General features: G+C 66.0%; 25 protein-coding genes and 2 tRNA genes. 15 read left to right on the top strand and 12 right to left on the bottom strand.

Annotated features, from left to right (window positions below):
• The first annotated feature begins 35 nt into the window (after positions 1–35).
• A tRNA-Ser gene (locus tag AC3WMU_RS24035) sits at positions 36–126 on the top strand.
• 136 nt (positions 127–262) lie between these two features.
• Here AC3WMU_RS24035 and AC3WMU_RS24030 read toward each other — a convergent pair.
• Positions 263–619 (bottom strand): hypothetical protein, encoded by a 357-nt coding sequence (locus AC3WMU_RS24030; protein ID WP_424625356.1) that lies wholly within the window; start codon positions 617–619, stop codon positions 263–265.
• 188 nt (positions 620–807) lie between these two features.
• On the opposite strand from AC3WMU_RS24030, the gene AC3WMU_RS24025 reads away from it, so the two are divergent.
• Positions 808–2,673: a PhoX family protein gene (locus AC3WMU_RS24025; protein WP_492283064.1), complete on the top strand. Its 1,866-nt coding sequence runs from the start codon at positions 808–810 to the stop codon at positions 2,671–2,673.
• Between the two features lie 181 nt (positions 2,674–2,854).
• Complete coding sequence (locus tag AC3WMU_RS24020) at positions 2,855–3,505, top strand: DsbA family oxidoreductase (RefSeq protein WP_492283063.1); 651 nt, start codon at positions 2,855–2,857, stop codon at positions 3,503–3,505.
• On the opposite strand, the gene AC3WMU_RS24015 is transcribed toward AC3WMU_RS24020, so the two are convergent.
• On the bottom strand, positions 3,502–4,794 hold the full coding sequence (locus AC3WMU_RS24015) for a hypothetical protein (RefSeq protein WP_492283062.1): 1,293 nt from the start codon (positions 4,792–4,794) through the stop codon (positions 3,502–3,504). The genes AC3WMU_RS24020 and AC3WMU_RS24015 overlap by 4 nt on opposite strands.
• Before the next feature lie 73 nt (positions 4,795–4,867).
• The gene (locus AC3WMU_RS24010; protein WP_006225928.1) at positions 4,868–5,857 is read right to left on the bottom strand and encodes a Bug family tripartite tricarboxylate transporter substrate binding protein; all 990 of its coding nucleotides are present in this window, start codon (positions 5,855–5,857) and stop codon (positions 4,868–4,870) included.
• 139 nt (positions 5,858–5,996) lie between these two features.
• On the opposite strand from AC3WMU_RS24010, the gene AC3WMU_RS24005 reads away from it, so the two are divergent.
• Entirely contained in the window at positions 5,997–6,935 is a 939-nt protein-coding gene (locus tag AC3WMU_RS24005) for a LysR substrate-binding domain-containing protein (RefSeq protein WP_454676133.1), read from the top strand.
• Between the two features lie 14 nt (positions 6,936–6,949).
• On the opposite strand, the gene AC3WMU_RS24000 is transcribed toward AC3WMU_RS24005, so the two are convergent.
• Positions 6,950–7,180, bottom strand: a complete 231-nt coding sequence (locus tag AC3WMU_RS24000; RefSeq protein WP_006225930.1) for a hypothetical protein — start codon at positions 7,178–7,180, stop codon at positions 6,950–6,952.
• Between the two features lie 212 nt (positions 7,181–7,392).
• On the opposite strand from AC3WMU_RS24000, the gene AC3WMU_RS23995 reads away from it, so the two are divergent.
• From AC3WMU_RS23995 to AC3WMU_RS23985, 3 genes are all read left to right on the top strand, one after another.
• Positions 7,393–8,322 carry an NUDIX hydrolase gene (locus tag AC3WMU_RS23995; protein ID WP_006225931.1) on the top strand — a complete coding sequence of 310 codons (930 nt, stop codon included), beginning with the start codon at positions 7,393–7,395 and terminating at the stop codon, positions 8,320–8,322.
• Between the two features lie 82 nt (positions 8,323–8,404).
• Positions 8,405–9,289 carry a carboxylating nicotinate-nucleotide diphosphorylase gene (gene nadC / locus AC3WMU_RS23990; RefSeq protein ID WP_492283061.1) on the top strand — a complete coding sequence of 295 codons (885 nt, stop codon included), beginning with the start codon at positions 8,405–8,407 and terminating at the stop codon, positions 9,287–9,289.
• A 79-nt stretch (positions 9,290–9,368) separates the two neighbouring features.
• The gene (locus tag AC3WMU_RS23985) at positions 9,369–10,355 is read left to right on the top strand and encodes a tripartite tricarboxylate transporter substrate binding protein (RefSeq protein WP_035213645.1); all 987 of its coding nucleotides are present in this window, start codon (positions 9,369–9,371) and stop codon (positions 10,353–10,355) included.
• Positions 10,356–10,401: 46 nt separating this feature from the next.
• On the opposite strand, the gene AC3WMU_RS23980 is transcribed toward AC3WMU_RS23985, so the two are convergent.
• Positions 10,402–11,091, bottom strand: a complete 690-nt coding sequence (locus tag AC3WMU_RS23980; protein WP_006225934.1) for a tellurite resistance TerB family protein — start codon at positions 11,089–11,091, stop codon at positions 10,402–10,404.
• Between the two features lie 159 nt (positions 11,092–11,250).
• On the opposite strand from AC3WMU_RS23980, the gene AC3WMU_RS23975 reads away from it, so the two are divergent.
• Entirely contained in the window at positions 11,251–11,649 is a 399-nt protein-coding gene (locus AC3WMU_RS23975; RefSeq protein ID WP_006225935.1) for an OsmC family protein, read from the top strand.
• A 44-nt stretch (positions 11,650–11,693) separates the two neighbouring features.
• Here the strand turns inward: AC3WMU_RS23975 and fabI are convergent, their stop codons facing one another.
• The 3 genes from fabI to gloB all read right to left on the bottom strand — a co-directional run bounded on the left by fabI (position 11,694) and on the right by gloB (position 14,844).
• Positions 11,694–12,479: an enoyl-ACP reductase FabI gene (fabI, locus tag AC3WMU_RS23970; RefSeq protein WP_006225936.1), complete on the bottom strand. Its 786-nt coding sequence runs from the start codon at positions 12,477–12,479 to the stop codon at positions 11,694–11,696.
• A gap of 117 nt (positions 12,480–12,596) precedes the next feature.
• Positions 12,597–14,015, bottom strand: coding sequence for a transglycosylase SLT domain-containing protein (locus AC3WMU_RS23965; protein WP_035213646.1), 1,419 nt, complete (start codon positions 14,013–14,015; stop codon positions 12,597–12,599).
• Between the two features lie 7 nt (positions 14,016–14,022).
• A complete protein-coding gene (gene gloB / locus AC3WMU_RS23960) occupies positions 14,023–14,844 on the bottom strand; it encodes a hydroxyacylglutathione hydrolase (protein WP_492283060.1) in 822 nt (273 codons plus the stop codon).
• Positions 14,845–14,864: 20 nt separating this feature from the next.
• Between gloB and AC3WMU_RS23955 the strand changes: the two genes are divergently transcribed.
• The 7 genes from AC3WMU_RS23955 to AC3WMU_RS23925 all read left to right on the top strand — a co-directional run bounded on the left by AC3WMU_RS23955 (position 14,865) and on the right by AC3WMU_RS23925 (position 21,931).
• Positions 14,865–15,644, top strand: coding sequence for a class I SAM-dependent methyltransferase (locus AC3WMU_RS23955; protein WP_169273992.1), 780 nt, complete (start codon positions 14,865–14,867; stop codon positions 15,642–15,644).
• Between the two features lie 52 nt (positions 15,645–15,696).
• Positions 15,697–16,158, top strand: a complete 462-nt coding sequence (gene rnhA, locus AC3WMU_RS23950) for a ribonuclease HI (protein ID WP_006225940.1) — start codon at positions 15,697–15,699, stop codon at positions 16,156–16,158.
• Positions 16,159–16,335: 177 nt separating this feature from the next.
• Positions 16,336–17,418 (top strand): efflux RND transporter periplasmic adaptor subunit, encoded by a 1,083-nt coding sequence (locus tag AC3WMU_RS23945; RefSeq protein WP_006225941.1) that lies wholly within the window; start codon positions 16,336–16,338, stop codon positions 17,416–17,418.
• A gap of 33 nt (positions 17,419–17,451) precedes the next feature.
• Entirely contained in the window at positions 17,452–20,568 is a 3,117-nt protein-coding gene (locus AC3WMU_RS23940; protein WP_280028850.1) for an efflux RND transporter permease subunit, read from the top strand.
• A 3-nt stretch (positions 20,569–20,571) separates the two neighbouring features.
• Positions 20,572–21,294 (top strand): DNA polymerase III subunit epsilon, encoded by a 723-nt coding sequence (dnaQ, locus tag AC3WMU_RS23935; protein ID WP_492283059.1) that lies wholly within the window; start codon positions 20,572–20,574, stop codon positions 21,292–21,294.
• A gap of 61 nt (positions 21,295–21,355) precedes the next feature.
• A tRNA-Val gene (locus tag AC3WMU_RS23930) sits at positions 21,356–21,430 on the top strand.
• 333 nt (positions 21,431–21,763) lie between these two features.
• On the top strand, positions 21,764–21,931 hold the full coding sequence (locus AC3WMU_RS23925; RefSeq protein ID WP_006225944.1) for a hypothetical protein: 168 nt from the start codon (positions 21,764–21,766) through the stop codon (positions 21,929–21,931).
• Positions 21,932–21,939: 8 nt separating this feature from the next.
• Here the strand turns inward: AC3WMU_RS23925 and AC3WMU_RS23920 are convergent, their stop codons facing one another.
• Genes AC3WMU_RS23920 through gltS form a run of 4 tightly spaced genes read right to left on the bottom strand, consistent with a single transcriptional unit; the run spans position 21,940 to position 25,442 of the window.
• A complete protein-coding gene (locus AC3WMU_RS23920; protein WP_006225945.1) occupies positions 21,940–22,407 on the bottom strand; it encodes a YaiI/YqxD family protein in 468 nt (155 codons plus the stop codon).
• Between the two features lie 6 nt (positions 22,408–22,413).
• A complete protein-coding gene (locus tag AC3WMU_RS23915) occupies positions 22,414–22,680 on the bottom strand; it encodes a hypothetical protein (RefSeq protein WP_006225946.1) in 267 nt (88 codons plus the stop codon).
• A gap of 42 nt (positions 22,681–22,722) precedes the next feature.
• Positions 22,723–24,231 carry a TAXI family TRAP transporter solute-binding subunit gene (locus tag AC3WMU_RS23910; RefSeq protein WP_424624539.1) on the bottom strand — a complete coding sequence of 503 codons (1,509 nt, stop codon included), beginning with the start codon at positions 24,229–24,231 and terminating at the stop codon, positions 22,723–22,725.
• Between the two features lie 2 nt (positions 24,232–24,233).
• Complete coding sequence (gene gltS / locus AC3WMU_RS23905) at positions 24,234–25,442, bottom strand: sodium/glutamate symporter (RefSeq protein WP_424624538.1); 1,209 nt, start codon at positions 25,440–25,442, stop codon at positions 24,234–24,236.
• Positions 25,443–25,458 lie beyond the last annotated feature (16 nt).

Below are 25,458 nucleotides of genomic sequence, written 5' to 3'. Positions count from 1 at the left end.
GTGGTGTTTCTGACCCGCTTCGACGTGAGCAATTAGGACAGGTGGCCGAGCGGTTGAAGGCGCACGCCTGGAAAGCGTGTATACGTCAAAAGCGTATCGGGGGTTCGAATCCCCCTCTGTCCGCCAGAATTAAAAAAGCCCCTGACTTCGAAAGAAGTCAGGGGCTTTTTGTTTGCTGTCCGCGTAAACATGGAAAATGCGGGCGTGGAGAGCGCGGGCGTGGAAAGCGCGGGCGGCGCTCGCGATAGAGCGCATTCGCTGATCAGGCGCCCCGGATTTTGCGCGAAAACATCACGCTGACGGATTGTTCGGCCGTTTGCTTGAGCGTCACGTCCGCGCCCGGGCGGCCAAGCCTGAGCGCACCCAGCCCCAGCACCCACAACGGCCCGATGAGCGGAATCGCGCCGATGATGTCGTGGCGCAGGTTCAAGAAGGGATTGGCGGGTTCATGCAGGTACCGGCAGGTCATTCCCGCCTGGGCGATCACTGCCTGCGCGCGTTGCAGCGTGCCAGCCATGTCCACGACGTTCTCAAGGAAAAAGTCCTCGCGCCGGCCCAGCAACGCATCCAGTTGATCATCGCTTAGCGTGTTCAGGAAGTAGGTACGCGCGAAAGACATGGAAGGCCGCCTTGGCTGAGTGCATCATCCGCTGATGCACGTCATGCTACCTAAAACTGTGCGCAATGAATTCATCGGAACGTCTCCAGTCTGTCATATCGGTCTCGTAATCTCTCAGCCGTTCGTCAGCAAACTTTCAGTCAGCTGACAAATTGCTTGCCGTTTAGTCCTCAAACATAGAGATCCCAATGTCCTACCTGACAGACAAGTTGCGCGCGCCCTCCCGTGAAGCCCGAGGGGAAGTGACCGTTCCCGGCCAGATGTTCGATGAGATCATCGCCGCCAATCCCACCCGTCGTACGTTGTTGAAGAACAGCTTTGGGCTGTCCGTCCTGTCGGTGTTCGGCGTGACCGCACTGGCCGGCTGTAGCAGCGATGACGATGATGGCGACGACACGGCTGCGCCGCCGGAACAACCCACGCCCGAGACGCCTGTGCCGACGCCTGAGCCGGGTCCGGACTATTCCGTCACGTTCGAGCCGCTGGGAGACAAGATCGTGGCCGACACGGTCACGGTTCCCGAAGGTTATGTGGCCGAAGTGTTGTATTCGGCTGGCGACAAGTGCGTGATCGGGTCGGCCGGTTATCTGGGCGTGCCGCAGTCGTACCCGGCCACCGAAACCCAGGCCGGCGGCCAGCACGACGGCATGCATTTCTATGCGCTGGACGGGGTGGATCCCAACCAGGGCGGCCTGCTGGTGCTGAACCACGAGAGCCTCGACAACAGCACGCTGGACGTGTCCGTTGAAGGGGTGAAAACCCGCTTGTCCAACGTGGGCGTATCGGTCGTGGAGATTGCGCGCGACAAGGACGGCAAGTGGGCGGTCAAGGCCGATTCCCGCTACAACAAGCGCTATACCGGCAACACCGTCTACAACGTGAGCGGCCCGGCCGCCTCGGTCGTGGGCGCGACGGTGGTGGGCACGTTGAACAACTGCGCCAGCGGCAATACGCCGTGGGGCACCTACCTGACCTGCGAGGAGACGACCGACAATTACCTGGATCCGACGCAGCCCGAGAACGGCTATGGTTGGGTGGTCGAGATTGATCCCAGCACCCCGGGTTCGACCGCCGTCAAGCGCACGGCGATGGGCCGCTTCGACCACGAGAACACGGCCTTCATGGTTGACGAGAACAACCGCGTCGCGTTCTACATGGGCGACGACGGCACGCCGGGCTGCATCTACAAGTTCGTGCCCAGCAAGCCCTTTGACGCGGCCAATCGCGCCAACAACAGCAAGCTGCTCGACGAAGGCACGCTGTACGCGGCGCGCTTCAACGATGATGGCAGCGGCAACTGGGTGGAACTGGCGGTGGGCAAGAACAACCTGATCGTGGGCGCCATCGATCCGGGCAACTACACGCAGGTGCGTCCGACCGACGTCCCCACCAATACGCTGATCGACTTCAACAGCCAGGCCGACGTGCTCATCAACACCAAGGCGGCTGCCCGGGTGGCGGGCGCGACGCTGATGGACCGCCCCGAGTGGATCACGGTGGGCGTGGACAAGACGGTCTATTGCACGCTGACCAACAACAGCAGCCGCCGCCGCACCAGCGCCGCCAATCCGCGCGTGACCAACCGCCACGGCCACATCGTGCGCTGGAAAGAGCGCGGCGATTCGCCGCTGGCCACCACGTTCGAATGGGAATTGCTGCTCCTGGCTGGCCAGGACGCGGCGGACGGCGCGGCATCGAACATCACCGGCAACATCAAGGGCGACGAGTTCTCCAGCCCGGACGGCATCCGCGTGGACCCGAAGGGGCGCCTGTGGGTGCAGACCGATGCCGGCACCGGCACGGACGTCACCAATATCTTCGGCAATAACTCGATGTACTACATCGACCAGAAGACGGGCGAGTCCAAGCGTTTCCTGGTGGGGCCGCTGGGTTGCGAAATCACCGGCATCGCCTACACGCCGGACCTGACCACGTTCTTCATCAACATCCAGCATCCCAACAAGGACTGGAACACGGTGCGGGCGGGCGGCGGCGATGCGCGGTCGGCGACCGTGGTGGTGCGCCGCCAGGATGGCAAGCCGGTAGGCGCCTGACGGGCGGCGGCCTGGAAGGCGGGGCGGAGGTATCGCGCTGGCTTTCCAGGCCGCTTGCGGGTGGCGCCCCAACGGGGATCGATCGCGCCCGCCAGGTTTGATTTACTCTCTGGAATATCGACAATCATTTTCCTGACGGCTGCGGCGCGCTGCGGCAGCCGTCGGCATTCCGGAGAAGGCCATGGCCAAGATCACCATCGATTTCGTGTCCGACGTGGCGTGCCCCTGGTGCGCGGTGGGTCTGGGCGGGCTGCTGGAAGCCATGCGCCGGCTTGAAGGCAAGGCCGAGGTCGCGTTGCATTTCAGGCCGTTTGAATTGAACCCCGACATGCCCGCCGGCGGGCAGAACACCATCGAACGCCTGATGGCGAAGTACGGGTATGACCGCGAGCGCGTGCAGGCGAACCGCAAGGTCATCAGCGAACGGGCCGCCGCCGTCGGCATGCCGATGCGCATGGACGACGACAACCGTTCGTTCAATACCTTCGATGCGCATCGCCTGATCCATTGGGCCGGCCTGCAAGGCCAGGCGCAACAGATCGCGCTGAAGAAGAGCTTGCTGCAGACCTATCACTACCTGAACCACGACACCAGCGATGCGGACGTGCTGGCGCAAGCCGCAAGCGCGGCCGGGCTGGATGAGGCCGCCGCGCGCGAGGTGCTGGCCAGCGGCCGCTACGCCGACGAGGTGCGTGCCGAAGAAGAGGAATGGCGCAAGCTCGGCATCACGTCGGTGCCGTCGGTGATCATCAACGGCCAGTATCTGGTGTCGGGCGGCCAGCCGCCCGAGGCGTTCGAGCAGGCCTTGCGCCAGGTCGCGCAGGAAGGCTAGTCCGCCGCGGTGCTTGCCGCCTGCACGATGGCGGCCACGTCCAGCACGTACATCTGCCGTTCGCCTTCATGCACGGAATCGATGCATACCTGCGTGCCGTCGCGGCTCCAGCGCGGATGCAGGTCGCAGCGGTTTTCCTTGGACAGGCCCGGGTCGGCGTAGAAGCTGCCCAGCGCGTGGCGCTGGCCGGTCCGCATGTCGTAGATGAACAGGATGCGTTCGTGCGTGGCGGCATCCGGATAGGTGTCGCTCAGCAGCCAGCGGGAATCGGCGGGCGAAAAGCTCATGTGCCCGTTTTCCGTCAACACGCCGTCGCCCACGACTTGCACGCGGCCGTCCGGCGCGTCTTCATACAGGTGGTAGTGGATGCTGCCGGCATGCGGACCCCACACGATGATGGAATGGTCGTCGCGCCAGAGCGGATGCGAAATCTGGTATTCGGATTTCTCGTAGTCGAAGGTGCCGACGGCGGTGGGATCGAAATCGTCCGCCAGTTGCGGCAGCGGATGGTCGGAACATTCAAGCAGGCGCATGTCGCTGCCGTCCGCGTTCATGGTGATCAGGCGGTGCAGGAAGCAGGTTTCGTCTTCGACGCGCTCGGTCCAGCGATGCAGGAACAGGATACGCGACGAAGACGGGTTCACTTCGATGTGGCTGACCCAGTGAATGGCGCGTTCCATCGAGGCGCGCGGGTGGAAGTTGCTCAGGTCGGCGTAGCTGACCAGCAGCCGGTGCGCGCCCGTGGCCAGATCCAGTGTGTGGATGCCGTCGTCGGCCGGCGCACGCGCGACTTCGACAGGCGCATTGTCGCTATAGCCGATGGTCTGGTGGGTGAGGTAGAGCCTGCGGTAGTCCACGCACAGCGCGTAGCGGCTGTTCGGCGCGGCGACGTAGATGGGTAGCGGCAGATAGCGCGTTTGGCCGGTGACCACGTCGTGGACCGCCGAGCGCAAGCCGGGATAGAAGCCGTTGTCGTCGTCGCTGCGGCAGTTGTAGATCATCTGCGGCGAGGTCGCGCCGTCCAGCCATTGCAATTGGCAGCCCATCTGCCAGTTCCAGGCAGTCGTGGCCCCCACCGCGTGATAGCGGTCGCCGTCCTCGCGGTCGAAGTAGCCCACCTCAGCGCGCAGCGACGGCGTCAGCACCGCGTCCATCATCGGCGTGCGGTTGCCCAGCACGTAGCGGCCGTCGCGGTGCCAGACGGTCTTGTTGTAGTAGCCGAAGAAGTGGTGGTGCGGGCGCGCGCCCAGACGGCGGCACGGAATGGGCGTGGCGATCATGCGGTTCATGGATGGCATTCGGGGAAAATGGGCGGTGCCCGGGGTGGGAAGGCGCGCGGCGGCGGGCCGCCGCGCACCGGCGTCAGCCGGCGGTGATGTGTTCGGTTTCGATGACCTTGTTCCAGCGCGCCCGTTCACGCTCGACGAACGCGCGGGCCTCGGCGGGGCTATTGCCCACGGGCGTCATGCCCAGCTTCTCCAGCCCGGCGCGGAAGGCCGGGTCGGCATAGACGCGTCGCAGGTCGGCGCTGATCTTTTCGATCAGGGCGTCTGGAACGTCGCGGCCGGCCGCCAGCGTGGTCCAGGAGGTGACCGTCAGGCCCGGCAGCCCCGCTTCCGCGGCGGTGGGCACGTCGGGCAGGGCGGGCGAGCGGGTCGCGCCCGTGATCGCCAGGGCCTTGAGCTTGTTGGCCTGGATGTAGCCGATGGTGGTGGGCACGTTCTCGAAGAGCAGTTCGATCTGCCCGCCCAGCAGGTCGTTGGTGGCGGCGGAACTGCCGCGATAGGGGATGTGCACGATGGGCGCTTGCGCGGCCATCTTGTAGAGCTCGCCCACCATGTGCACCGACGAGCCCACGCCGGCCGAGCCGAAGTGGACCGATTCGGGCTTGGCACGGGCCAGGGTGGTGAGTTCGGCCAGGGTGTTGGCCGGTAGCCCGGGCGTGGCGACCACGACGTGCGGCATTTCGGCCACGATGGTGATCACCTTCAAGTCCTGGGCGGGCCGGTAGTTCAGCGACTTGTACACCCCATAGGTCGCGTGAAGGCCAATGGAGCCCAGCAGCAGGGTGTAGCCGTCCGGCCCGGAGTCCGCCACGAACTTGCCCCCGATGTGGCCGCCCGCGCCGGGACGGTTTTCCACGACGACCGACTGCCCGTACAGCTTGCCCAGGTGCTCGGCCAGCAGGCGGCCCTGGATGTCGGAACTGCCGCCGGCGGTGAAGGGCACCACGATGCGCAGCGGGCGGTCGGGGTAGTTGGCTTGCGCCTGGGCGGCCAACGGCAACGCCGCGCCCGCGAGCGTCAGGCACAGGGCGCGCAGCGCGCGGCGCCAGGGACGGTATGGATTCATGGTCTTTCCCCTATCGGATGATGCTGTGACGGGCGCGTCTGATGGCACCCTTGGAAAACCGAGTGTAGGAGCGGCCATGTATTTGAAAAAATTCTTTTTTAGTCATAGGCTATGCAAGATTGCTATACATTGAACGCCTATGAGCCGGCCCCTGAACTTTCGCCAGATTGAAGCCTTCCGTGCCGTGATGCTGACCGGCACCACCACGGGCGCCGCGCAAATGCTGCGCACCACGCAGCCGTCGGTCAGCCGCTTGCTGGGACAAGCGCAGCAGGCCTGCGGCGTGAAGCTGTTCGATCTGGAGCGGGGGCGCTTGCGCCCCACGCGTGAGGCGAAGGACTTGTTCGATACGGTCAAGCGCCACTTCGCGGGCCTGGAGCGCATCGAGGACCGCGTGGCGGCGATGCGCCGCAGCGGCACCGGCGTGCTGCGGCTGGCATGCACGCCGGCGCTGGGGCTGGGCGTGATGCCCGCTGCGCTGGAAGCCTTCCTGCAGCAGTACCCCGATGTGCACATCAACATGCAGACCGTCGGCAGCCAGTACCTGCGCGAAGGCCTGCTGCATGGCACGTACGACGTCGTCATCACCACGGCGGAACTGGACGACGCGAACCTGTCGCTGCGCCGCTTGCACCGCAGTTCGGCGGTGTGCGTCATGCGGCCCGACCACGCGCTGGCGGGGCAGGAATCGGTCGACATCGGCGACCTGAACGCGCGCCGGCTGCTGGTGCTGAATGCGGACGACGATGTGCACCAGCAATTGCGCGGCGCCATGCGGGCGCGTGCCGTGCAGCCTCAGGGCGAAATCGAAACCACCTATTCGTCGACGATCTGCGCGCTGGCCGCGGCCGGCAGCGGCGTGGGTGTGGTCAACGCCTATATCGCGCGGGTGTTCTCCGGCCAGCTGGCGATACGGCCGTTCACGCCACGCCTGCCCGTGCAGGTCAGCATGGCGTATCCGGCGCAGATCGCGCCGTCCGACGTGACCGAGGCGTTCGCCCACGTCCTGGAAGCGTGTTTTGCGGCGCTGGACGACGAAACCGGCCCCGACGCCCAGGCGCGGAGGCCGGTTGGATGAACGGGGGCTTTGCCTTAGCCCTTGCGGTTCTCGTAAGAGGTATCCAGCACGTCGTCTTCGGGCGTGATGACGCCGGGATCACCCGGCTCTTCGATGGCGCGTCCGCGCCGGGGCATGCCGGCAACCATCTTGCTCTGGTCGGGCATGGGCATGATGCCCGTGCCTTTGCGGGGATCGGGAGCCTGCGGTTTTTCCTCGGCGGCGGCGGGCTTTTCGGTGGGGACTTCAGGGGCGGGTTTCAACATGTTGGCGACTCCGCTTGCGGGCGTCCCAGGATGGCGACGCGCCTGATTTAGGTTTCATCTTAGGCCGTCGGGCCGGCGCTGAGGCGGATTGCGATGTCACGTTTGCAAGGGGCTGTTGCAGGGACAGAACCTTATAATTCGGTTCGCGCCGCGCATGCCGTCGTCGCGCACGCCAAACCCTGACTTTTCCACTTCCTGCTCCTACGCCCAACTTGACCGAATCCGTCGAACGTTCCGTCCATGCCGAACTCGTTGCCGTGCTTGTCGCCGTGACCAACGGCGAGCCTCGCGTGCTGACGACGGATGACGCACGGGCTTTGCCTGCCGGGCCGTTCGAACTGTCTCACCGGTCCTTGCAGGCCGGGCTGCGCGCGTGGGTGGAAACGCAGACGCATCACCCGCTGGGCTATGTCGAGCAGCTCTACACCTTCGCCGATGGCGACCGCTCCGACGAGTCGGGCGCGCGGGTCATGTCGGTCAGCTATCTGGGCCTGACCCGCGAAGCCGGCGAAACCGGCGTGGCGCAGGTGGGCTGGCAGGACTGGTACCGCTATTTCCCGTGGGAAGACCGCCGCGCCGGCACGCCGGCGCTGGTCGAAGAACTGATCGTGCCGCAACTGGCAGCCTGGTGCGAAGACAGCGCCGATGCGGCCGTGCGGGCCCGCCGTCATCAGCGCGCCGCCATCACCTTCGGGCTGGAAGGATCCGCCTGGAACGAAGACATGGTGTTGCAACGCTACGAGCTGCTGTTCGAAGCCGGCCTGGTGCCCGAAGCCGCGCGCCGCGGCGCAGGCCGCGCGGTGCTGCCGGGCGAGCCGATGCGCCATGACCACCGCCGCATCCTGGCCACCGGCATTGCCCGCTTGCGCGCCAAGATCAAGTACCGCCCCGTGGTGTTTGAACTGATGCCCGCGCAATTCACCTTGCTGCAGTTGCAACTGGCCGTGGAAGCGCTGGCCGGGCGAGGCCTGCACAAACAGAATTTCCGCCGCCTGATCGAGCAGCAGGCGCTGGTGGAAGAGACGGGCGAAATGGCGACGGGCACGGCCGGCCGCCCCGCCAAGCTGTTCCGATTCCGCCGCGACGTGCTGCTGGAGCGCGCGATCGCCGGCAGCAAATTGCCCCTGTCGCGTGCACTTTGACGCTTGACAAGGCTTATGCTCGTCTTTAGCATAAGTGGTGCGCAATCTCTGCGCGCCTTTTTTTAACTCACAAATACTCAAAATGAGCATTAAAGCCGAAGCGCCCGTGACCGCCTCCCGCCTGGCTGTCCCCCCCTTGCCGGACGTCATGCTGGAGCCGCTGGTGCGCGCGGCCTTGCTGGAAGATCTGGGTCGCGCCGGCGACCTCACCACCGATGCCATCGTGCCGGCAGACGCCGTGGCGGAAACGCGCCTGGTCTCGCGCCAGGAAGGCGTGTTGGCCGGCCTGGACCTGGCCCGCCTGGCGTTTCGCGCGATGGATCCCGCTATCGCATTTACCGTATCGCAGCCCGACGGCAGCGACCTGCGGCCGGGCATGGAAATCGCCCGCATACGCGGCAATGCCCGCGCGATGCTGACCGCGGAACGCGTGGCGCTGAATTTCCTGTGCCACCTGAGCGGCGTGGCCACGGCCACCGCCTCCATTGCCCGCGCCATTTCGGCTTACGGCGCCCGCGTCACCTGCACGCGCAAGACCATACCGGGCCTGCGCGCCGTGCAGAAGTATGCGGTGCGCGTGGGGGGCGGCAGCAACCACCGCTTCGGCCTGGATGACGCGGTCCTGATCAAGGACAACCACATCGCGCTGGCGGGCGATGTCGCCACGGCGGTGCAGCGCGCACGCGCCGGCGTCGGCCATATGGTCAAGATCGAACTGGAAGTGGACACCCTGGCGCAGCTGGAAGTGGCGCTGTCGCTGGGCGTGGACGTGGTGCTGCTGGACAACATGAGCCTGGAGGATCTGCGCCGCGCCGTCGCCATGGCGCGCGGCCGGGCCATCACGGAAGCGTCGGGCCGCATTACGCCAGAGACGGCCGCCGAGGTGGCGGCGACCGGCGTCGACCAGATCGCCGTCGGTTGGCTGACCCACAGCGCCAAGGTGCTGGATATCGGGCTGGACGCCTGATTCCTTCCGCCGGTCCCGGCCGGCTTTTTACGACACGGCGCGCCGGCTGGCGCGGCCGCGGCGCTTACAGGCCCGCATCATGAAACGTATGCTTCGATCGACCCTCCCGCTGCTTGCGCTGTCGCTGGCGGCCTGCGGCAATTCGCCTTCAGGCGAAGCCGCCGGCGACGCGTCCTATCCCACGCACCCGATCACCATCGTCGTGACGTTCCCGCCCGGCGGCGGCACCGATTTGCTGGCGCGCCGCATCGGCGCCAGCCTGCAAGAGCAACTGGGGCAGCCAGTGGTGGTGGAGAACCGCCCCGGCGCCAGCGGCAACATCGGCGCGCGCATCGTGGCGGAAGCGCCGCCCGATGGCTACACGCTGTTGATGGTGAACAGCTCGTTCGCGATCAATCCCGGGGTCTACCGGAATCTGGGCTTCGCGCCCAAGCGGGACTTCGCGGCGGTGATCAACGTGGCGTTCGTGCCGTCCGTCTTCGTGGTGCCGGCAACGTCGCCGTTGCAAAAGTTGGACGACGCGCTGGCTGCGGCCCAGCCGGGCAAGCCTCTGCCGTTCGCCTCTTGCGGCAACGGGACGCCGCAGCATCTGGCCGGAGAAATGCTGGCGCGCGCGACGGGCGCCGTTTTGCAGCATGTGCCGTACAAGGGTTGCGGGCCGGCGTTGACCGACGTGACGGCGGGGCAGGTGGGCATGGGCATCGTCACGGCGTCCAGCGCCGCGCCGTTGATCGCCGCAGGCAAGTTGCGCGCCTTGGCGGTGACCTCACCCGCCCGGTCGCCCCTGATGCCGACCGTGCCGACGGTGGCCGAACAGGGCGTTGCCGGTTACGCGCTGGACCAGTGGCACGGCCTGCTGACGCCGGCCGCCACGCCGCCGGCCGTGGTCGACAAGCTGAACGCCGCGGTGGCGAAGATCGTGCGCAATCCGGAGGTGCAGGCATCGCTGCGTGATCAGGGATTCACGCCGGCCAGCAGCACGCCGCGAGAATTCCAGACGATGATCAATGCCGACATCGACCGCTACACCGCGTTGACCGAATCGATCGGGCTGCGGGCGGACTGACCCGGCAGTGCGCGGGGCCAGGGTCCGGCCCCGCCTGCCATGCGGTTTACGCGACCGCCGTCTTGGCGTGCTGCTCCAACTGCTCTTTCAGCCCGGGAGCAAGCTTGAGCTGGCGCGCCAGCTCATCCAGATAGGCGCGTTCCATATAGCTTTCCTCGTCCACGACGAGCAGGCTGGCCAGGTACATTTCGGCGGCCATTTCCGGCGTCTTGGCCGATTGCGCGACGGCCGCCGGGTCCAGCGGACGCGACAGTTCGGTTTCCAGCCAGCGGCGGTCCTGGGCGTCGGACGACAGCTTGGACAATTCGGTTTCCAGCAGGGTGCGCTCTTCGGGCCCGATGTGTCCGTCGGACTTGGCCGCGCCGATCATGGCGGTCAGGACGGCGGTGCTGTGCTGCTCGGCCTCGGGGGCGGGCAGGCGGTCCAGCGTCTGCGGCGGCGTGGCTGGCGCGCCGCCGGCCTGGTTGCGCTGCCAATCGCCATAGGCGCGGTAGGCCAGCGCGCCAAGCGCCGCCATGCCGCCGTACATGGCGACCTTGCCGCCGATCTTGCGGGCCTTCTTGCTGCCCATCAGCAGCCCCAGGGCGCCCGCGCCCAGCGCGCCGCCGCCCAATCCGGTCAGGAACGAGCCCTTGCCGCCCGAGCCGCCCGTCGCACCTTGCACGCGGTTGGTCGCGTCGGACAGCAGGCCTTGGCCCGATTGCAGCAATTGATCAAGAAGTTGTCTGGCGCTCATGTGGCCCTCTTTTGTCTGTGCGTGAATGCGGATAGGGATATCCGACCGCCCGCACCGCAATAAGTTCAGGTTTCCGTCAGTAAGCAGATGCCGCGGCAAGTGCTACAAGGTGGCATGGGGTGTCCGCGCCGGACGCCCGTCCTGAAGGAGGTCCGACCCATGAGCATCCGCATCCGTCAGAATGCGCCGAACACGCTGCAGTTCACCGCCACGGCCGAAGGCCATGACTTGCCGCTGGCGATGCCGCAGCCGCAGGGCGAAGGCCCGGATCCCCACGATTATTTCGATACCGCGCTGGGCGGTTGCAAGGCGATGACGCTGATGGTCTACGCGCAGCGCAAGGAACTGCCGCTGGAGTCAGTGGGGGTGGAGGTGGTGCGCGACGCAGGCGAGGAGCGCAAGGGCATCTACCGGCTGACGGCCAAGCTGACCTTGCACGGCAACCTATCGGATGCCCAGATCGACGAGTTGCTGGCGGTGGCCGAGAAATGCCCGATCCACAAGCTGATGACGGCGGTGGACGTGCAGGTGTCCACGCTGGTGGTGCGGCCGGCCTGAGCGGCCGGCCGGGGCGGGGCGGGTTGCCCCGCCCCTGAGGGACGTCAGTCTTCCATGCCCGGGACGACGGTCGAGAAACCGGCGTCCACATGCGTGATTTCGCCGGTGACGCCGGCAGCCAGGTCCGACAGCATGAACGCGGCCACGTTGCCCACGTCGTCGATGGTGACGTTGCGGCGCAGCGGGGCCTGGGCTTCCACGAACTTCAGGATGGCCGAGAAATCCTTGATGCCGCTGGCAGCCAGCGTCTTGATGGGGCCGGCCGAAATGCCATTGGCGCGGATGCCGCGCGGGCCCAGCGCCGTGGCCAGGTAGCGCACGCTGGCTTCCAGCGACGCCTTGGCCAGGCCCATCGTGTTGTAGTTGGGCACCACGCGTTCGGCGCCCAGGTAGGTCAGCGTCAACACCGACGCGTTGCGTCCTTCCATCAGCGGCAGGGCGGCCTTGGCCATTGCGGCGAAGCTGTAGGCCGAGATGTCGTGGGCGATGCGGAAGCCTTCGCGCGACAGGCCGTCCAGGAAGTTGCCGGCGATTGCTTCGCGCGGGGCGAAGCCGATGGAGTGCACCAGGCCGTCCAGGCCGTCCCAGTGCTGGGCCAATTCGGTGAAGGCGCCTTCGATCTGGCTGTCTTCGGCCACGTCGCAAGGCAGCACGATCTTGCTGCCGAATTCGGCGGCGAATTCGCTGACGCGGTCTTTGAAACGGTCGCCCACATAGGTGAACGCCAGTTCGGCGCCTTGCTGGTGACAGGCACGCGCAATGCCGTAGGCGATGGATCGGTTCGAAAGCACCCCGGTGACGAGAATGCGCTTGCCGGCGAGAAAGCCCATGTTTTTTCCTTTGATTCTTACCTGCTGAAGACCGCCTATTTTAAGGAGTTTGACGGTTTCGCGTGCTTGAAAAAACGGCGCCCGAGTGGGCGCCGTGCTGTTGGGTCAGGCGGGGGATCAGCCGCGGGCGTTGGTGCCCGGCACGCGGATCGGGGCGCCCACTTTCAGGGCGCTGCCCTTCAGGTTGTTCAGCGCGCGCAGCGCGTCCACCGAGGTGCCGTACTGCTTGGCCAGCGAGAACAGGGTGTCGCCCTGGCGGACCTTGTGCGTACGCACGTTCGGGCGGGCGCTGGCCACGCGGGCAGCCGGCGCCGGCGCGGCGCGGCCGCGCGGGGCGGCGGCCTTGTTGTCGGACGGGGCCGGGTCCAGCGCGCCCACGGGGGCTGCCAGGGAAGCCAGCTGCACGCCGCCGGTACCGGGTTCTCCGGGCACCAGCAGGGCCTGGCCGGACGCGGACTTCTGGCGCGAACCGATGTCGTTGGTCTCGCGCAGCTTGGACTCGGTCACGCCGAAACGCTTGGCGATCGCGGCATAGGATTCGCCGCGGCGCGAGTGGTAGACCTTCCAGGCGCTCAGGTCGCCCTTGTAGTTGGTCAGGTTCGCATTGAAGATCTCGACGCGGTCGGCCGGCAGCAGCAGGGTCGGGCCGTGGTCGCCACGGATGACCGGGCGGTTGAACGAGGGGTTCAGCGCCTTGAATTCATCCAGCGGCATTTCGGCCAGCTTGGCGGCAATTTCCAGGTCGATGTCGCTGTTCTTCTGCACCGTCACGAAGTAGGGCGTGTTGCCCACCGGGGGCAGCGCCACCGCATAGCGTTGCGGGTCGGCGATGATGTTCTTGATGGCCTGCAACTTGGGTACGTAGTTGCGGGTTTCGTCCGGCATGTTCAGGGACAGGTAATCGGTGTTCTGGCCGGCCGCTTCGTTCTTGGCCATGGCGCGCTGCACCGAGCCTTCACCCCAGTTGTAGGACGCCAGCGCCAGATACCAGTCGCCCTGCATCTCGAACAGCTTTTCCAGGTAGTCCAGCGCCGCGTTGGTCGAGGCGATGGGATCGCGGCGCTCGTCGCGCCACCAGTCCTGCTTCAGGTTGAAGTGCGTGCCGGTTGCCGGCACGAACTGCCACAGGCCCGAGGCCTGCGAGCGCGACAGGGCGGTCGGGTTGTAGGCGCTTTCCACGAACGGCAACAGCGCCAGTTCGGTCGGCAGGCCGCGGCGGTTGATTTCGTCGACGATGAAATACAGGTATTTGCCGGCGCGCTCGGCCATGCGCTGCACCGCCTCGGGGTGGGACGCGTAATAGTCGGTCCACTGCTGCGAGAGGTCGGTGTTCAGGTTGGGAATGGCGAAACCGCGGCGGATGCGGTCCCAGGCGTCAGACGGCGGGTTGGTCAGGTCAACCGTTCGGGACGTGTCCCGGGCGATATATCGCCCTTGGGAATTGGTGGTGAGGTTCTTGCTATCGGGGGCTTTGGTTCCTGCGCAACCGGCGAGGACTGCCAGCATGAGTGGCAGAAGGAGTCGGGATAGATTCATCAGGCGGTCACTTGAAATCGTTCTTCCATTCACGCAGGGAGGCAAAGACCTCTACCGGCGTAGGTTGATTGCGTCCGGCCCAGCTGGCTGCGGCACGAACGACGTCGACTTGCTGCGTACGCAAAAACGGGTTCGTCGCGCGTTCCTGACCGATCGTCGACGGAAGCGTGGGAAGACCTTCTGCTCGTAGTTGCTGGGCTCGCTGATACCACTGTTGCAGGGTGCGATTGGCGGGTTCCACAGCCAATGCCCAGCGCAAGTTCGCTAGAGTGTACTCGTGCGCGCAAAAAACCTGTGTATCTGGCGGTAAAACAGAAAATTTTCCTAAGGAATCATGCATTTGCGCAGGAGTACCCTCGAAAAGCCGGCCACAGCCCCCCGCAAACAGGGTGTCTCCACAGAACAGCACGGGTTCTATTCCTGCCGCCCGGCCGGTGTACGCGATGTGGCCGGCGGTGTGGCCGGGCACGTCCAGCACGCGCAGATCCAGGTCCAGTTCCGGTAACACGACGCGGTCGCCTTCGGTCAGCGGCACGTCGCAGCGCGGCAGCCGTTCCCGTGCCGGACCGTATACGGTAATGTCCGCGATGCGTGACAATTCCAGAACGCCGCCCACATGGTCGCCATGATGGTGCGTGAGTAGAATGGCGCGCAGCCTCAAGCCTTCCTGCTCGAGCCATTGCAGTACGGGACCGGCTTCGCCGGGATCCACCACGGCGGCGTTGTCACCGTGGACGATGGCCCAGATGTAGTTGTCGGTAAAGGCGGGTAGAGGCAAGACCGCGGCATTGCGTTCGCGGCCGCCTGCGGGGGCGGTCAAGGCTTGCATGAGATTCGAAGGAATAAAACGTGGCAGAAGATACTCCGCCGATTGTAGAACTGGCCGAATGGTTCCAGACGCCGCCGGGGCAGTACGCGCTGGCCTGGGAACGGGCCCAGTTCGACGCGGCTGTCGCGGACGTGTTCGGATATTACGCCTGGCAGGTCGGGTTGGCCGACATGAACCTGCTGCGGGCCAACCGCATGCCCTTCAAAGGCTATGTCGGCACCGAGACCCCTTCCGCGGAGAGCATCGCCGGCTGGCAGTCCCGCGTGGTGCTGGCCGAACCCGAAGCGCTGCCGTTCGAAACCCAGAGCGTCGACCTGCTGATCCTGCCGCATGCCTTCGAGTGCACGCAGGATCCGCATAACGTCCTGCGCGAGGTGGAACGCGTGCTCGTGCCCGAAGGGCGGGTCGTGATTTCAGGCTTCAATCCCTGGAGCATGTGGGGCGCGCGCACGCGCATGCCCGGCATGGAGCCCTGGCTGCCGCAGCCGCCGTCCTCCCAGGTGTCGCTGCCGCGTCTGAAAGACTGGTTCAAGCTGCTGTCGCTGGAAGTCGAGGCCAGCCATTTCGGCTGCTACGCGCCCGCCTGCCGCAGCGAGAAATGGCTCCAGCGCTGGGGCTTCCTGGAGTCGGCCGGCGCCCGCTGGTGGAGCCTGGGCGGGGCAGTCTATATGGTGTCGGCGGTCAAGCGGGTGGCCGGCATGCGTATCATCGGCCCTGCCTGGAAGACCAAGCCCAAGCGGGCGCGCGCCGCCTCCGTGGTGGTCAACCGCCAGGCCGACGACGGCTTCGACCCGTCCTGAGCGGCCCGCGTCCGCCTATTTTTTGCACGAACAAGGATTACCAAGCAGCACCATGCAGGACAACAAACCGAACGATCAGAAAGTGGAAATGTGGACCGATGGCGCCTGCAAGGGCAATCCGGGTCCGGGGGGCTGGGGCGTGCTGATGCGCGCGGGCGGCCACGAAAAAACCATGCACGGCGGCGAACTCCAGACCACCAACAACCGCATGGAGCTGCTGGCGGTCATCGAAGGCCTGCGCGCGCTCAAGCGCGCCTGCGTCGTCACCATCCACACGGACTCGCAGTACGTGATGAAGGGCATGACCGAGTGGCTGGCGAACTGGAAGCGCCGCGGCTGGATGACGGCCGACAAAAAGCCCGTCAAGAACGTCGAGCTGTGGCAGGCCCTGGACGAGCAGGTCCAGCGCCACCAGGTGTCCTGGCGCTGGGTCCGCGGGCATGCCGGCGACCCCGGCAACGAACGGGCCGACCAGCTGGCCAACATGGGCGTGGAAGCGGCCAAGCGGGGCTGAAGGCATCGGGATATACCCTGAATTCCGCCGTTTGGGGCGGATTTAGTTCTTTCATCCGGCTTCTGGATTGTTCCAGTATGTAAATTCGGGTGCTACAGTGCCTTCCCCATTCCAGTTCCTGCGGCGTTCGGCCAGGTGGGGAATACGGTCCGCGCCGCACCACTGCCACATTCGCGCATGAAAAAAGCTGTACTGCTGGCCGCCGTCGCGGCCGGGTTGGCCGCGGGGGCCGCACTAGGCGTTTTCGTGCCGCGCTGGCTCGCGCCCGGCGCCACGACCACCCAGACCGTCACCAAGCCGCAAGTCGCGCCGGCCAGTCCCGTGCGCGTCGAAGTCGCGGCCGTCCAGGAAATCCCCTTTGCGCGCGGCCTGTCGGCCGTGGGCAGCCTGCGTTCCGACGAGTCCGTGGTGCTGCGGCCGGAAGTCGCCGGACGCATCCAGACGATCGAATTCAAGGAAGGCCAGCCTGTCACTCGCGGCCAGACGCTGATCCGGCTGGACGATTCCGTGCCACGCGCCGAATTGGCTCAGGCCCGCGCCAACCTGACCCTGGCGCAAAGCCATTACCGCCGCGCCGTGGAATTGCAGGGCAAGGGCTTCGTCAGCCAGCAGGCCCGCGACGAATCCGCCAGCACGCTCAAGGTTCAGGAAGCCGCCGTGGCGCTGGCGCAGGCCCGGCTGGACAAGATGACGATCTCGGCCCCGTTCGGCGGCATCGTGGGGTTGCGCAGCGTGTCCGTGGGCGACTACGTCAATCAGGGGCAGGATCTGGCGCCGCTTGAGGCGATCGACCCCCTGAAAGTGGATTTCCGCGTGCCGGAAATGTATCTGAGCAAGGTGGGCGTGGGCCAGCAGTTGACGCTGCGGCTGGATGCGCTGCCGGGCCAGGAACGCCAGGGGCTGGTCTATGCGGTCAGCCCGCTGGTGGATGCGGGCGGCCGGTCCATCCTGCTGCGCGCCACCGTTGCCAACAAGGACGCGGTGCTGCGGCCGGGCATGTTCGCCCGCGTGCAACTGCTGTTCAATCAGGACAAGGCCCTGGTGGCCCCGGAAGCCGCGTTGTCGCCCTCGGGCGAAACGCAGTACGTTTACCGGATCAAGGACGGCCGCGCGGAGCGGCGCGAAGTGACCATCGGCGAACGCCGCGAGGGTCGCGTCGAAATCCTGACGGGCGTGGCGGCGGGCGACAAGCTGGTGGTGGCGGGCATGCAGCGCGTGACCGACGGCGCCACCGTGGATGTCGTGGGCGGCGGCTCGTGATGCCGGCCCTTCTTCTTTCTTGGCGATAGCGCAATGCGTATCTCGGAAACCTGCATCAAGCGGCCGGTGTTCGCATCGGTCCTGTCGCTGATCATCGTTCTGATCGGCCTGATCTCGTATTCGCGCCTGACGGTGCGCGAATACCCCAAGATCGACGAGCCCATCGTGTCGGTGGACACCACCTACAAGGGCGCCTCGCCGGAAGTGATCGAGTCGCAGGTGACCAAGCCGCTGGAAGACCAGCTGGCCGGCATCGAAGGCGTGGACGTGATGACCTCGCGCAGCCGTTCCGAACGCAGCCTGATCAACATCAAGTTCAACCTGTCCCGCAACCCGGACGCGGCCGCGGCCGAAGTGCGCGACAAGGTGTCACGCGCCCGGCGCTTCCTGCCCGACGAGATCGACGAGCCCATCATCGGCAAGGTCGAGGCCGATTCCCAGCCCATCATCTACATCGCGGTGGAGTCCGGCACGTACTCGGCGATCCAGACCTCCGACTACATCAACCGCTATATCAAGACCCGGCTGTCAGTGCTCCCGGGGGCGGCCGAAGTCCGCGTCTTCGGCGAACGCCTGCCGTCCATGCGCATCTACGTCGATCGCGACAAGCTGGCCGCCTACGGCCTGACCGTGCAGGACGTCGAGGCCGCGCTGCGCAGCCAGAACGTCGAGATCCCGGCCGGCCGTATCGAGTCGCGCGCCCGCGAGTTCTCGGTGGTGTCGTCCACCGACCTGCAGACGCCGGCACAGTTCGAAGACGTGATCGTGGCCAACGTGAAGGGCTATCCGGTCCGCCTGCGCGACGTGTCCAAGGTCGAGATCGCGGCCGCCAGCGACCGCGTGCTGTCGCGCTTTAACGGCAAGCCGGCGATCAACATCGGTGTGACGCGGCAATCCACCGCCAACCCGCTGGAGCTGTCCAAGGCCGCGCGCCTGGAAGTCGAGCGCTTGAACGAGACCCTGCCCGCAGGCATGAAGCTGAACATCGCGTACGACTCGTCGGTGTTCATCGAACGCTCCATCGATTCCGTCTTCCACACCATCGGCGAAGCCATCGTCCTGGTGGTGCTGGTGATCTTCTTCTTCCTGCGCAACCTGCGCGCCAGCATCATCCCCATCGTCACCATCCCCGTGTCGCTGGTGGGCGCCTGCGCGCTGATGTACCTCTTCGGCTTTTCCATCAATACGCTGACCTTGCTGGCGATGGTGCTGGCCATCGGCCTGGTGGTGGACGACGCCATCGTGGTGCTGGAGAACATCTACCGCCACATCGAAGAGGGCATGCCGCGCAAGGAAGCCGCGCTGCGCGGGTCGAAGGAAATTGGGTTCGCGGTGGTAGCCATGACCATGACGCTGGTCACCGTGTATGCGCCGCTGGCCTTTGCCACGGGCCGCACCGGGCGGCTGTTCATCGAATTCGCGCTGGCGCTGGCCGGCGCGGTGCTGGTCTCGGGTTTTGTTGCGCTGACGCTGACGCCCATGATGTGCTCGGTGCTGCTGCGCCACGAAAGCAGCCACAGCCGCTGGTACAACCTGATCGAAGGCTGGCTGAACGGCATGAGCAACGGCTACCGCCGCCTGCTGGGCGCATCCCTGCGCCACCGCTGGCTGGTGGTGGTTATCGGCCTGGCCGTGGCGGCCGGCAGCGGCGTCCTGTTCAAGGTGGTCAAGAGCGAACTGGCCCCTATCGAAGACCGAGGCGTGGTGTTCGGCATCGTCAGCTCGCCGGAGGGCGCCACGCTGAACTACACGCTGGACAGCATGCTCGGCATCGAGAAGTTCTATTCCGAGATCCCCGAGGCCAGCGGCAGCCAGGTCACGGTAGGCTTTCCAACCGTGACGGACGGCACCGCCATCCTGCGCTTGAAGCCCTGGGAGGAACGCAGCCGCAAGCAGCAGGCCATCACCCAGCAACTGCAACCGCAGTTCTCGTCGCTGCCTGGCGTGCGCGCCTTTCCGACCAACCCGCCGTCGCTGGGCCAGTCCGCGCGCTCCAAGCCGGTGGAATTCATCATCATGAGCCAGGCGTCCTACGCGGAGCTGGCGCGGCTGACGGAAGTGTTCCTGACCGAACTGCGCAAGTATCCCGGCCTGCTCAACCTGGATACCGACCTGCGCTTGAACACCCCGGAACTGCGGGTGCGCGTGGACCGCGACAAGATGGCCGACGTGGGCGCCAACGTGGATACCGTGGGCCGCACGCTGGAGTCGATGCTGGGCGGGCGCCAGGTCACCCGCTACAAGGACGAGGGCGAGCAGTACGACGTGATCGTGCAGGTGACGCCGCGCGATCGCGCCAACCCCACCGACATCTCGGGCATCTACGTGCGGGCGCGCGACGGCAGCATGGTGCAGCTGGATAACCTGCTGGGCGTGCACGAAGGCGTGTCGCCGCAGTCGCTGAACCACTTCAACCGCCTGCGCGCGGTGAAGATCGACGCCGCCGTGGCACCCGGCTATGCCCTGGGCGAAGTCCTGACCCACATGCACCAGGTTGCGCGCGACGTGCTGCCCAACACCATCGTGACCGACCTGGACGGCCAGTCGCGCGAATTCCGCGATTCGTCGGGCAGCATCTATCTGGTCTTCGGCATGGCGCTGGCCTTCATCTACCTGGTGCTGGCCGCGCAGTTCGAAAGCTGGCGCAACCCCTTCATCATCATGTTGTCGGTGCCGCTGTCCATGACGGGCGCGCTGCTGGCCTTGTGGCTGACGGGCGGCACGCTGTCCATCTACAGCCAGATCGGCCTGATCACGCTGGTGGGTCTGATTACGAAGCACGGCATCCTGATCGTGGAATTCACCAACCAGCTGCGCGACGAAGGCCGCGAACTGTTCGCCGCCGTTACCGAGGCAAGCGTCCTGCGATTGCGCCCCATCCTGATGACGACGGGCGCCATGGTGCTGGGCACGGTGCCGTTGGCGCTGTCGACCGGGGCGGGCGCGGAATCCCGCCAGCAGATCGGCTGGGTCCTGGTCGGCGGGCTGATGCTGGGTACACTACTGACCTTGTTCGTCGTGCCGGTGGCCTATACGCTGATTGCCACCGCGCGCCAGAAACCCGGCCATGCCGGCAGCGCAGAGCATCCCCCGGCCCACCCGCCGGGCGCTCACACGCCGTCGGCTTCGGCCAACCCAGCGTCGGAATAAGTTATGCGCCAGATCATCTTTGACACGGAAACCACCGGACTTGACCCCGCCCAGGGGCATCGCATCGTCGAGATCGGCTGCGTGGAAATGGTCAATCGGATGTCCACGGGCAATAACCTGCACATCTACCTGAACCCGGACCGCGACAGCGACCCCGAGGCCTTGGCGGTGCACGGGCTGACGACGGAGTTCCTGTCGAACAAGCCCCGCTTCGCCGATGTGGCGGACGAGTTCGTCAAATTCATCCAGGGCGCCGAACTGATCGCGCACAACGCCGCGTTCGACGTGAAGTTCTTCAACGCCGAACTGGCCAAGACGGGCCGCGGCCCGATCACCGAATACTGCGAGACGGTCACCGATTCGCTGCTGCACGCGCGTTCGCTGTTCCCGGGCAAGCGCAATTCGCTGGACGCGCTGTGCGACCGCTTCGGCATTTCCAACGCTCATCGCACGCTGCACGGCGCATTGCTTGACTCGCAGTTGCTGGCCGAAGTCTGGCTGGCCATGACCCGCGGGCAGGACGCGCTGTTGATCGACGTGGACGACAACGACGGCGCCGGCAGCGACGGCATCGTGCTGGCCAGGTTCGATGCGTCGGGCCTGGTGGTGGTCAAAGCCAGCGACGAGGAACTCGCCGAGCACGAAACCTACCTGGCGGCCCTGGATAAATCCGTGGGCGGCGAATGCGTGTGGCGCAAGCTGGATGCGCCGGTTGCGGCTGCGTAAATAATTTTCCGAGGCGACTTGCGCACGTTTTAAAAAACATGCTATTATTTCGCCTCTTTCAGGGTGGTTAGCTCAGTGGTAGAGCACTGCCTTCACACGGCAGGGGTCACAAGTTCGAAACTTGTACCACCCACCAAAGACCCTTGAGAGACAGCGCAGGCCCAATATCCAACAAGCCGAAGTTGTCATCAAGTCGCACAGCAAACCGCATCGCAAGATGCGTTGCCGGGTGCAAAGCAAACAAGCCAACCTTTATCGGTTGGCTTTTTTGTTTTCTGCTGCAGGCAAGGGCGTAGCAAAAGCCGTGGCGAAATGCCGTGCGCCCCGCGCTAATCCTATATTCTATTGATCAGACGCAACCGCGCCGTTGGCCCTTGCGTCCCGTCGGGTCTTTGCATGTCTATGATTGTTGTGCGGCGAACCCCCGGAGGAAACCTCCCGGGCACGCCGATGCGAACAGGAGACGTCCATGCATGCCAGCACAAATACCATGTTGATCATCATCGTCACGGGCGTGGCGTTGATGCTGGTCGGATTCGGGCTGCGTGACCGCAATCTGGGGATGGGATTGATGGGGCTGGGCCTGATCACGGCCATCGGCTCCATCTTGTACAAGGCCTACATCACGTTTTACTGACGTGGCTCTCAGCCTTTCGGCGCGGCCTGGCGTGCGATACGCGCCAGCAGCGTATCCAGCTGGTTCGCAAAGGCCTTGCGGTCGGCCTGGCTGAACGACGGCGGGCCGCCCGTGTCCACGCCGCTTGCGCGCAACTCTTCCATCATGTCCCGCACCGCCAGCCGTTCCCGGATGGTCTCCGGCGAATAGCGTTCGCCGCGCGGGTTCAGCGCCATGGCGCCTTTTTCCAGCACTTCCGCCGCCAGCGGTATATCCGCGGTGATGACGAGATCGCCCGGTTCCGCGCGCTCGACGATGTGCGCATCCGCCACGTCGAAGCCGCGGGGCACCTGCACGGCGCGGATCAGGGGCGAGGGCGGCGTGGAAAGCGGCTGGTTGGCCACCAGCGTCACCGGCACCTGCCAGCGCTGCGCGGCCCGGAACAGGATGTCTTTGATGACCACGGGACACGCGTCCGCATCGACCCAGATGTGCATAAGCGCTTATTCGCCCAGCGCTTTCTGCAGCACGTCGGCCACGATGTCGTTGGTGGACACACCGCGTTCAGCCGCCAGGGCGCGCAGCTTGTCGGCGTGCGCCTGCGACAGCTTCAGCGGAAACGGCACCAGGCCGGCGGCCTGATCCAGCTTGCGCTGTTCGCGGCGGTCGGGCGTCTGCGAGGCCACGCCGAAGCGGTCGGGGGTGGCGGACTGCTTGAGTTGGCCGGCCAGCTTTAGGGCCTGGTTCTTTTGGAGATCGAATTTATTCATGGAAATTCCTGATTAGGAGCGCAATCATAAGCGCAACCGGGATCAACGCGGTTTCGCGTGCTCCAGCAGCGCCAATCCTTCTTCGGCGCCGTCATGCAGCGGCACGGTCAGGCCGCGTCGGGCATTGGCGACCGATACCTGGGCGCCTTGGGGCGAACCCGCGGCCAGCAGGTCCTGGCCCGTCTGGTAGACGGCGCGCACGACCACCAGCGCCTCGTCCCGGGTCAGGTCGGCGGTAGTGAGCAGCAGCGCTGCAGTCCCGATGGTGGGAATCGGGTCGGGCTGGTTGGGGTAGGTGCCGGCCGCGATTTCCAGCGGCATCAGTTCGCTTTCATTGGCGGCAAGCGTCTTGACGGCGGCCGGGTCCAGCGGCAGCAGCTTCAGCCGGGCCTGGGTCAGTGCGTCGCGCAGCGGCGTGGCGGGCACGCCGATCACCTGCGCGGCGGCATCCACGTTGCCGGCGTTCAAAGCGGGCAGGGATGCCGCAAACGGCGTGTCCACGACCGTGTAGTCCCGGCCCGCCTGCAAGCCGTGCGCCGCCAGCACGGCTTCGAGCGTCGCACGCACGGCGGAGCCTTCTGGCCCCAGCGCGATCGTCTTGCCTTTCAGGTCGCGTACGCCGCGCAACGCCGGGTCGTCGCGCACCACGATGTGGACCAGTTCGGGGTACAGACTGCCCAGGGCGCGCAGGGCGACGAAGGGGCCTTGCGCCGCAAACGGGCCACGGCCTTCGTACGCCATGCGCGCGGTGTCGGCCTGCGCCAGGCCCACCACGGCATCGCCGCTGCGCAGCAACGCGATGTTCTCGGCGCCGCCACCCGTGATCAGCGGCGTCACGCGGATCTGCTGGGCACGCCCGACGGCGGTGAGCGCGCGCGCAAAGGCCACGTACTCGCCGCGGTCGGGGCCGCCCGCCAGCGGGTAACCCTGCTGCATCCGGGCCAGCCGGCCGTTGATGCGCGACACCGACCGCTCCAGTTCCTGTTGCACGACGTGCTGCGCGGTGCTGGATGCGCTGTAGGCGACGGAATGGGTAATCTGGTCCAGCGTGTCCAGCAGTTGCCGGGTGACGGGCGGCGGCGCGCCGGTATCCAGCGACGGCGCTTCGGCGGCCTTGAAGCCGGCCGGGGTGACAAGCTTCCACGCGTCGCCGTCCTGGCGGTAGATGGCGCTGGCGTGCGCGACGATACGGTCGCCCGCCTGGTTGCCGCCGGACTTCACGCCGCTGATGCTGCGCGGGCCCGCGCCCAGCAGCGTCACCAGTGAAGCCGCGCCGGGCTGGTCCCAGGCGCCCAGCGCGATGTCGCGGCCCAGATCCAGTTCGACGTCGTAATAAACCACGCGGCGGGTCTCGCCGGCGGGCGCGCTGCTGTCGGCGGCCGAACCCATGCGCTTGAGCGCTGCGATGCGGAACAGCCCCTGGCCGTAGGTGGCGTCCAGGCTGCGTTCGACGTCGGCACGCAAGGCGTCGGTATCGGGCGCGCGGCCGCAGGCGGCCAGCGCAAGGCACAGGCCGATGAGGGCAAGGCGTTTGAGTAGGGACTGGCCCATGCTTACATCCCTCCCACGAATGGCAAGGAGATCAAGGACGTCAGTACGATCACGTTCAAGATGTCGACCAGGAACGCGCCCGTGACGGGCACCACGATGAAGGCTTCGGGCGCGGGGCCATGGCGGCGCGTCAGCGCCTGCATATTGGCGATGGCGGTGGCGGTCGCGCCTAGCGCGAAGCCGCAGAAGGCCGCCGCCATGATGGCGGCTTCGTAGTCGCGCTTGAGCATCCGGAACACCACCCAGGCGGCGTACAGCGCGCAGAACAGCGTCTGCACCGCCAGCATCAGGGCCAGGGGGCCGGCCAGGCGCGCCACGCTGGACAGATCCAGCGTCATCATCGTCATGCCCAGGAAGAGCGACAGCGAGATCGTGCCGATGATTTCTGTCGCGCGGTCGTCCAGCTTCAGGCCCAGCCGCACGCCCGCATTGCGGATGAGCACGCCCGTTGCCAGGCACCACAGGAAGTTGGGCAGGCTGACGGGGGCGTCCTCGACCAGCATCGCCAGGTAGCCGCCCACGACCAGGCACACGAAGGCGGCCGTCAGCGACACGATGAACGAGCCGGCCGCGGGCGCTTGCGCTTCTTCGGCCAAGTCCGGCGCGGGGTGCGCCGCATTGGCGGCGTGGTCCAGGCTGCCGGCCAGCTTGTGGCGGCGCATGATCCATTCCGCCACCGGTCCGCCCACTACGCCGCCCAGTACCAGGCCCAGCGTGGCCGAGGTCATCGCCAGCGCCATTACGTCCTGGATATTGTTGAAGTCGGCAAACCGCGTGGCATAGGCGGCGCCGGTGCCGTGTCCGCCCACCAGCGTGATCGTGCCGCCCAGCAGACCCATCAGCGGATGCATGTCCAGCAGCCAGGCCATACCCAGGCCCACGGCGTTCTGCAAGACCAGAAAGGGGATCAGCGCGAGCAGGAAGGCGATGAGCCTGGGGCCGCCCTTGGCCAGCAGTTTCAGGTTCGCCGTCAGCCCGATGCAGCCGAAGAACAGCAGCAGCAAGGTGGGCTTGATGCTGGTCTCCATCGAGACCGACACGCCGCCCCAGGTGGATAGCAAGTAGGCCAGCACGGCGAACAGCAGGCCGCCGACGATCGGGTCGGGGATGCTGTAGCGCGACAGGATGCCTATCCGCGTCGTCAGCACCCGGCCGATGACAAGCACCAGGCAGCAGGCCAGCAGGGATTGAACGGGCGAAAGCGAAATCATAAAAGCCTTCGCGCCC

The sequence above is a fragment of the Achromobacter sp. FW305-C-13 genome (genome assembly GCF_058783475.1).
Note: the sequence above shows the minus strand (reverse complement) of the source record. Positions and strands in the feature narration are given on the sequence as shown.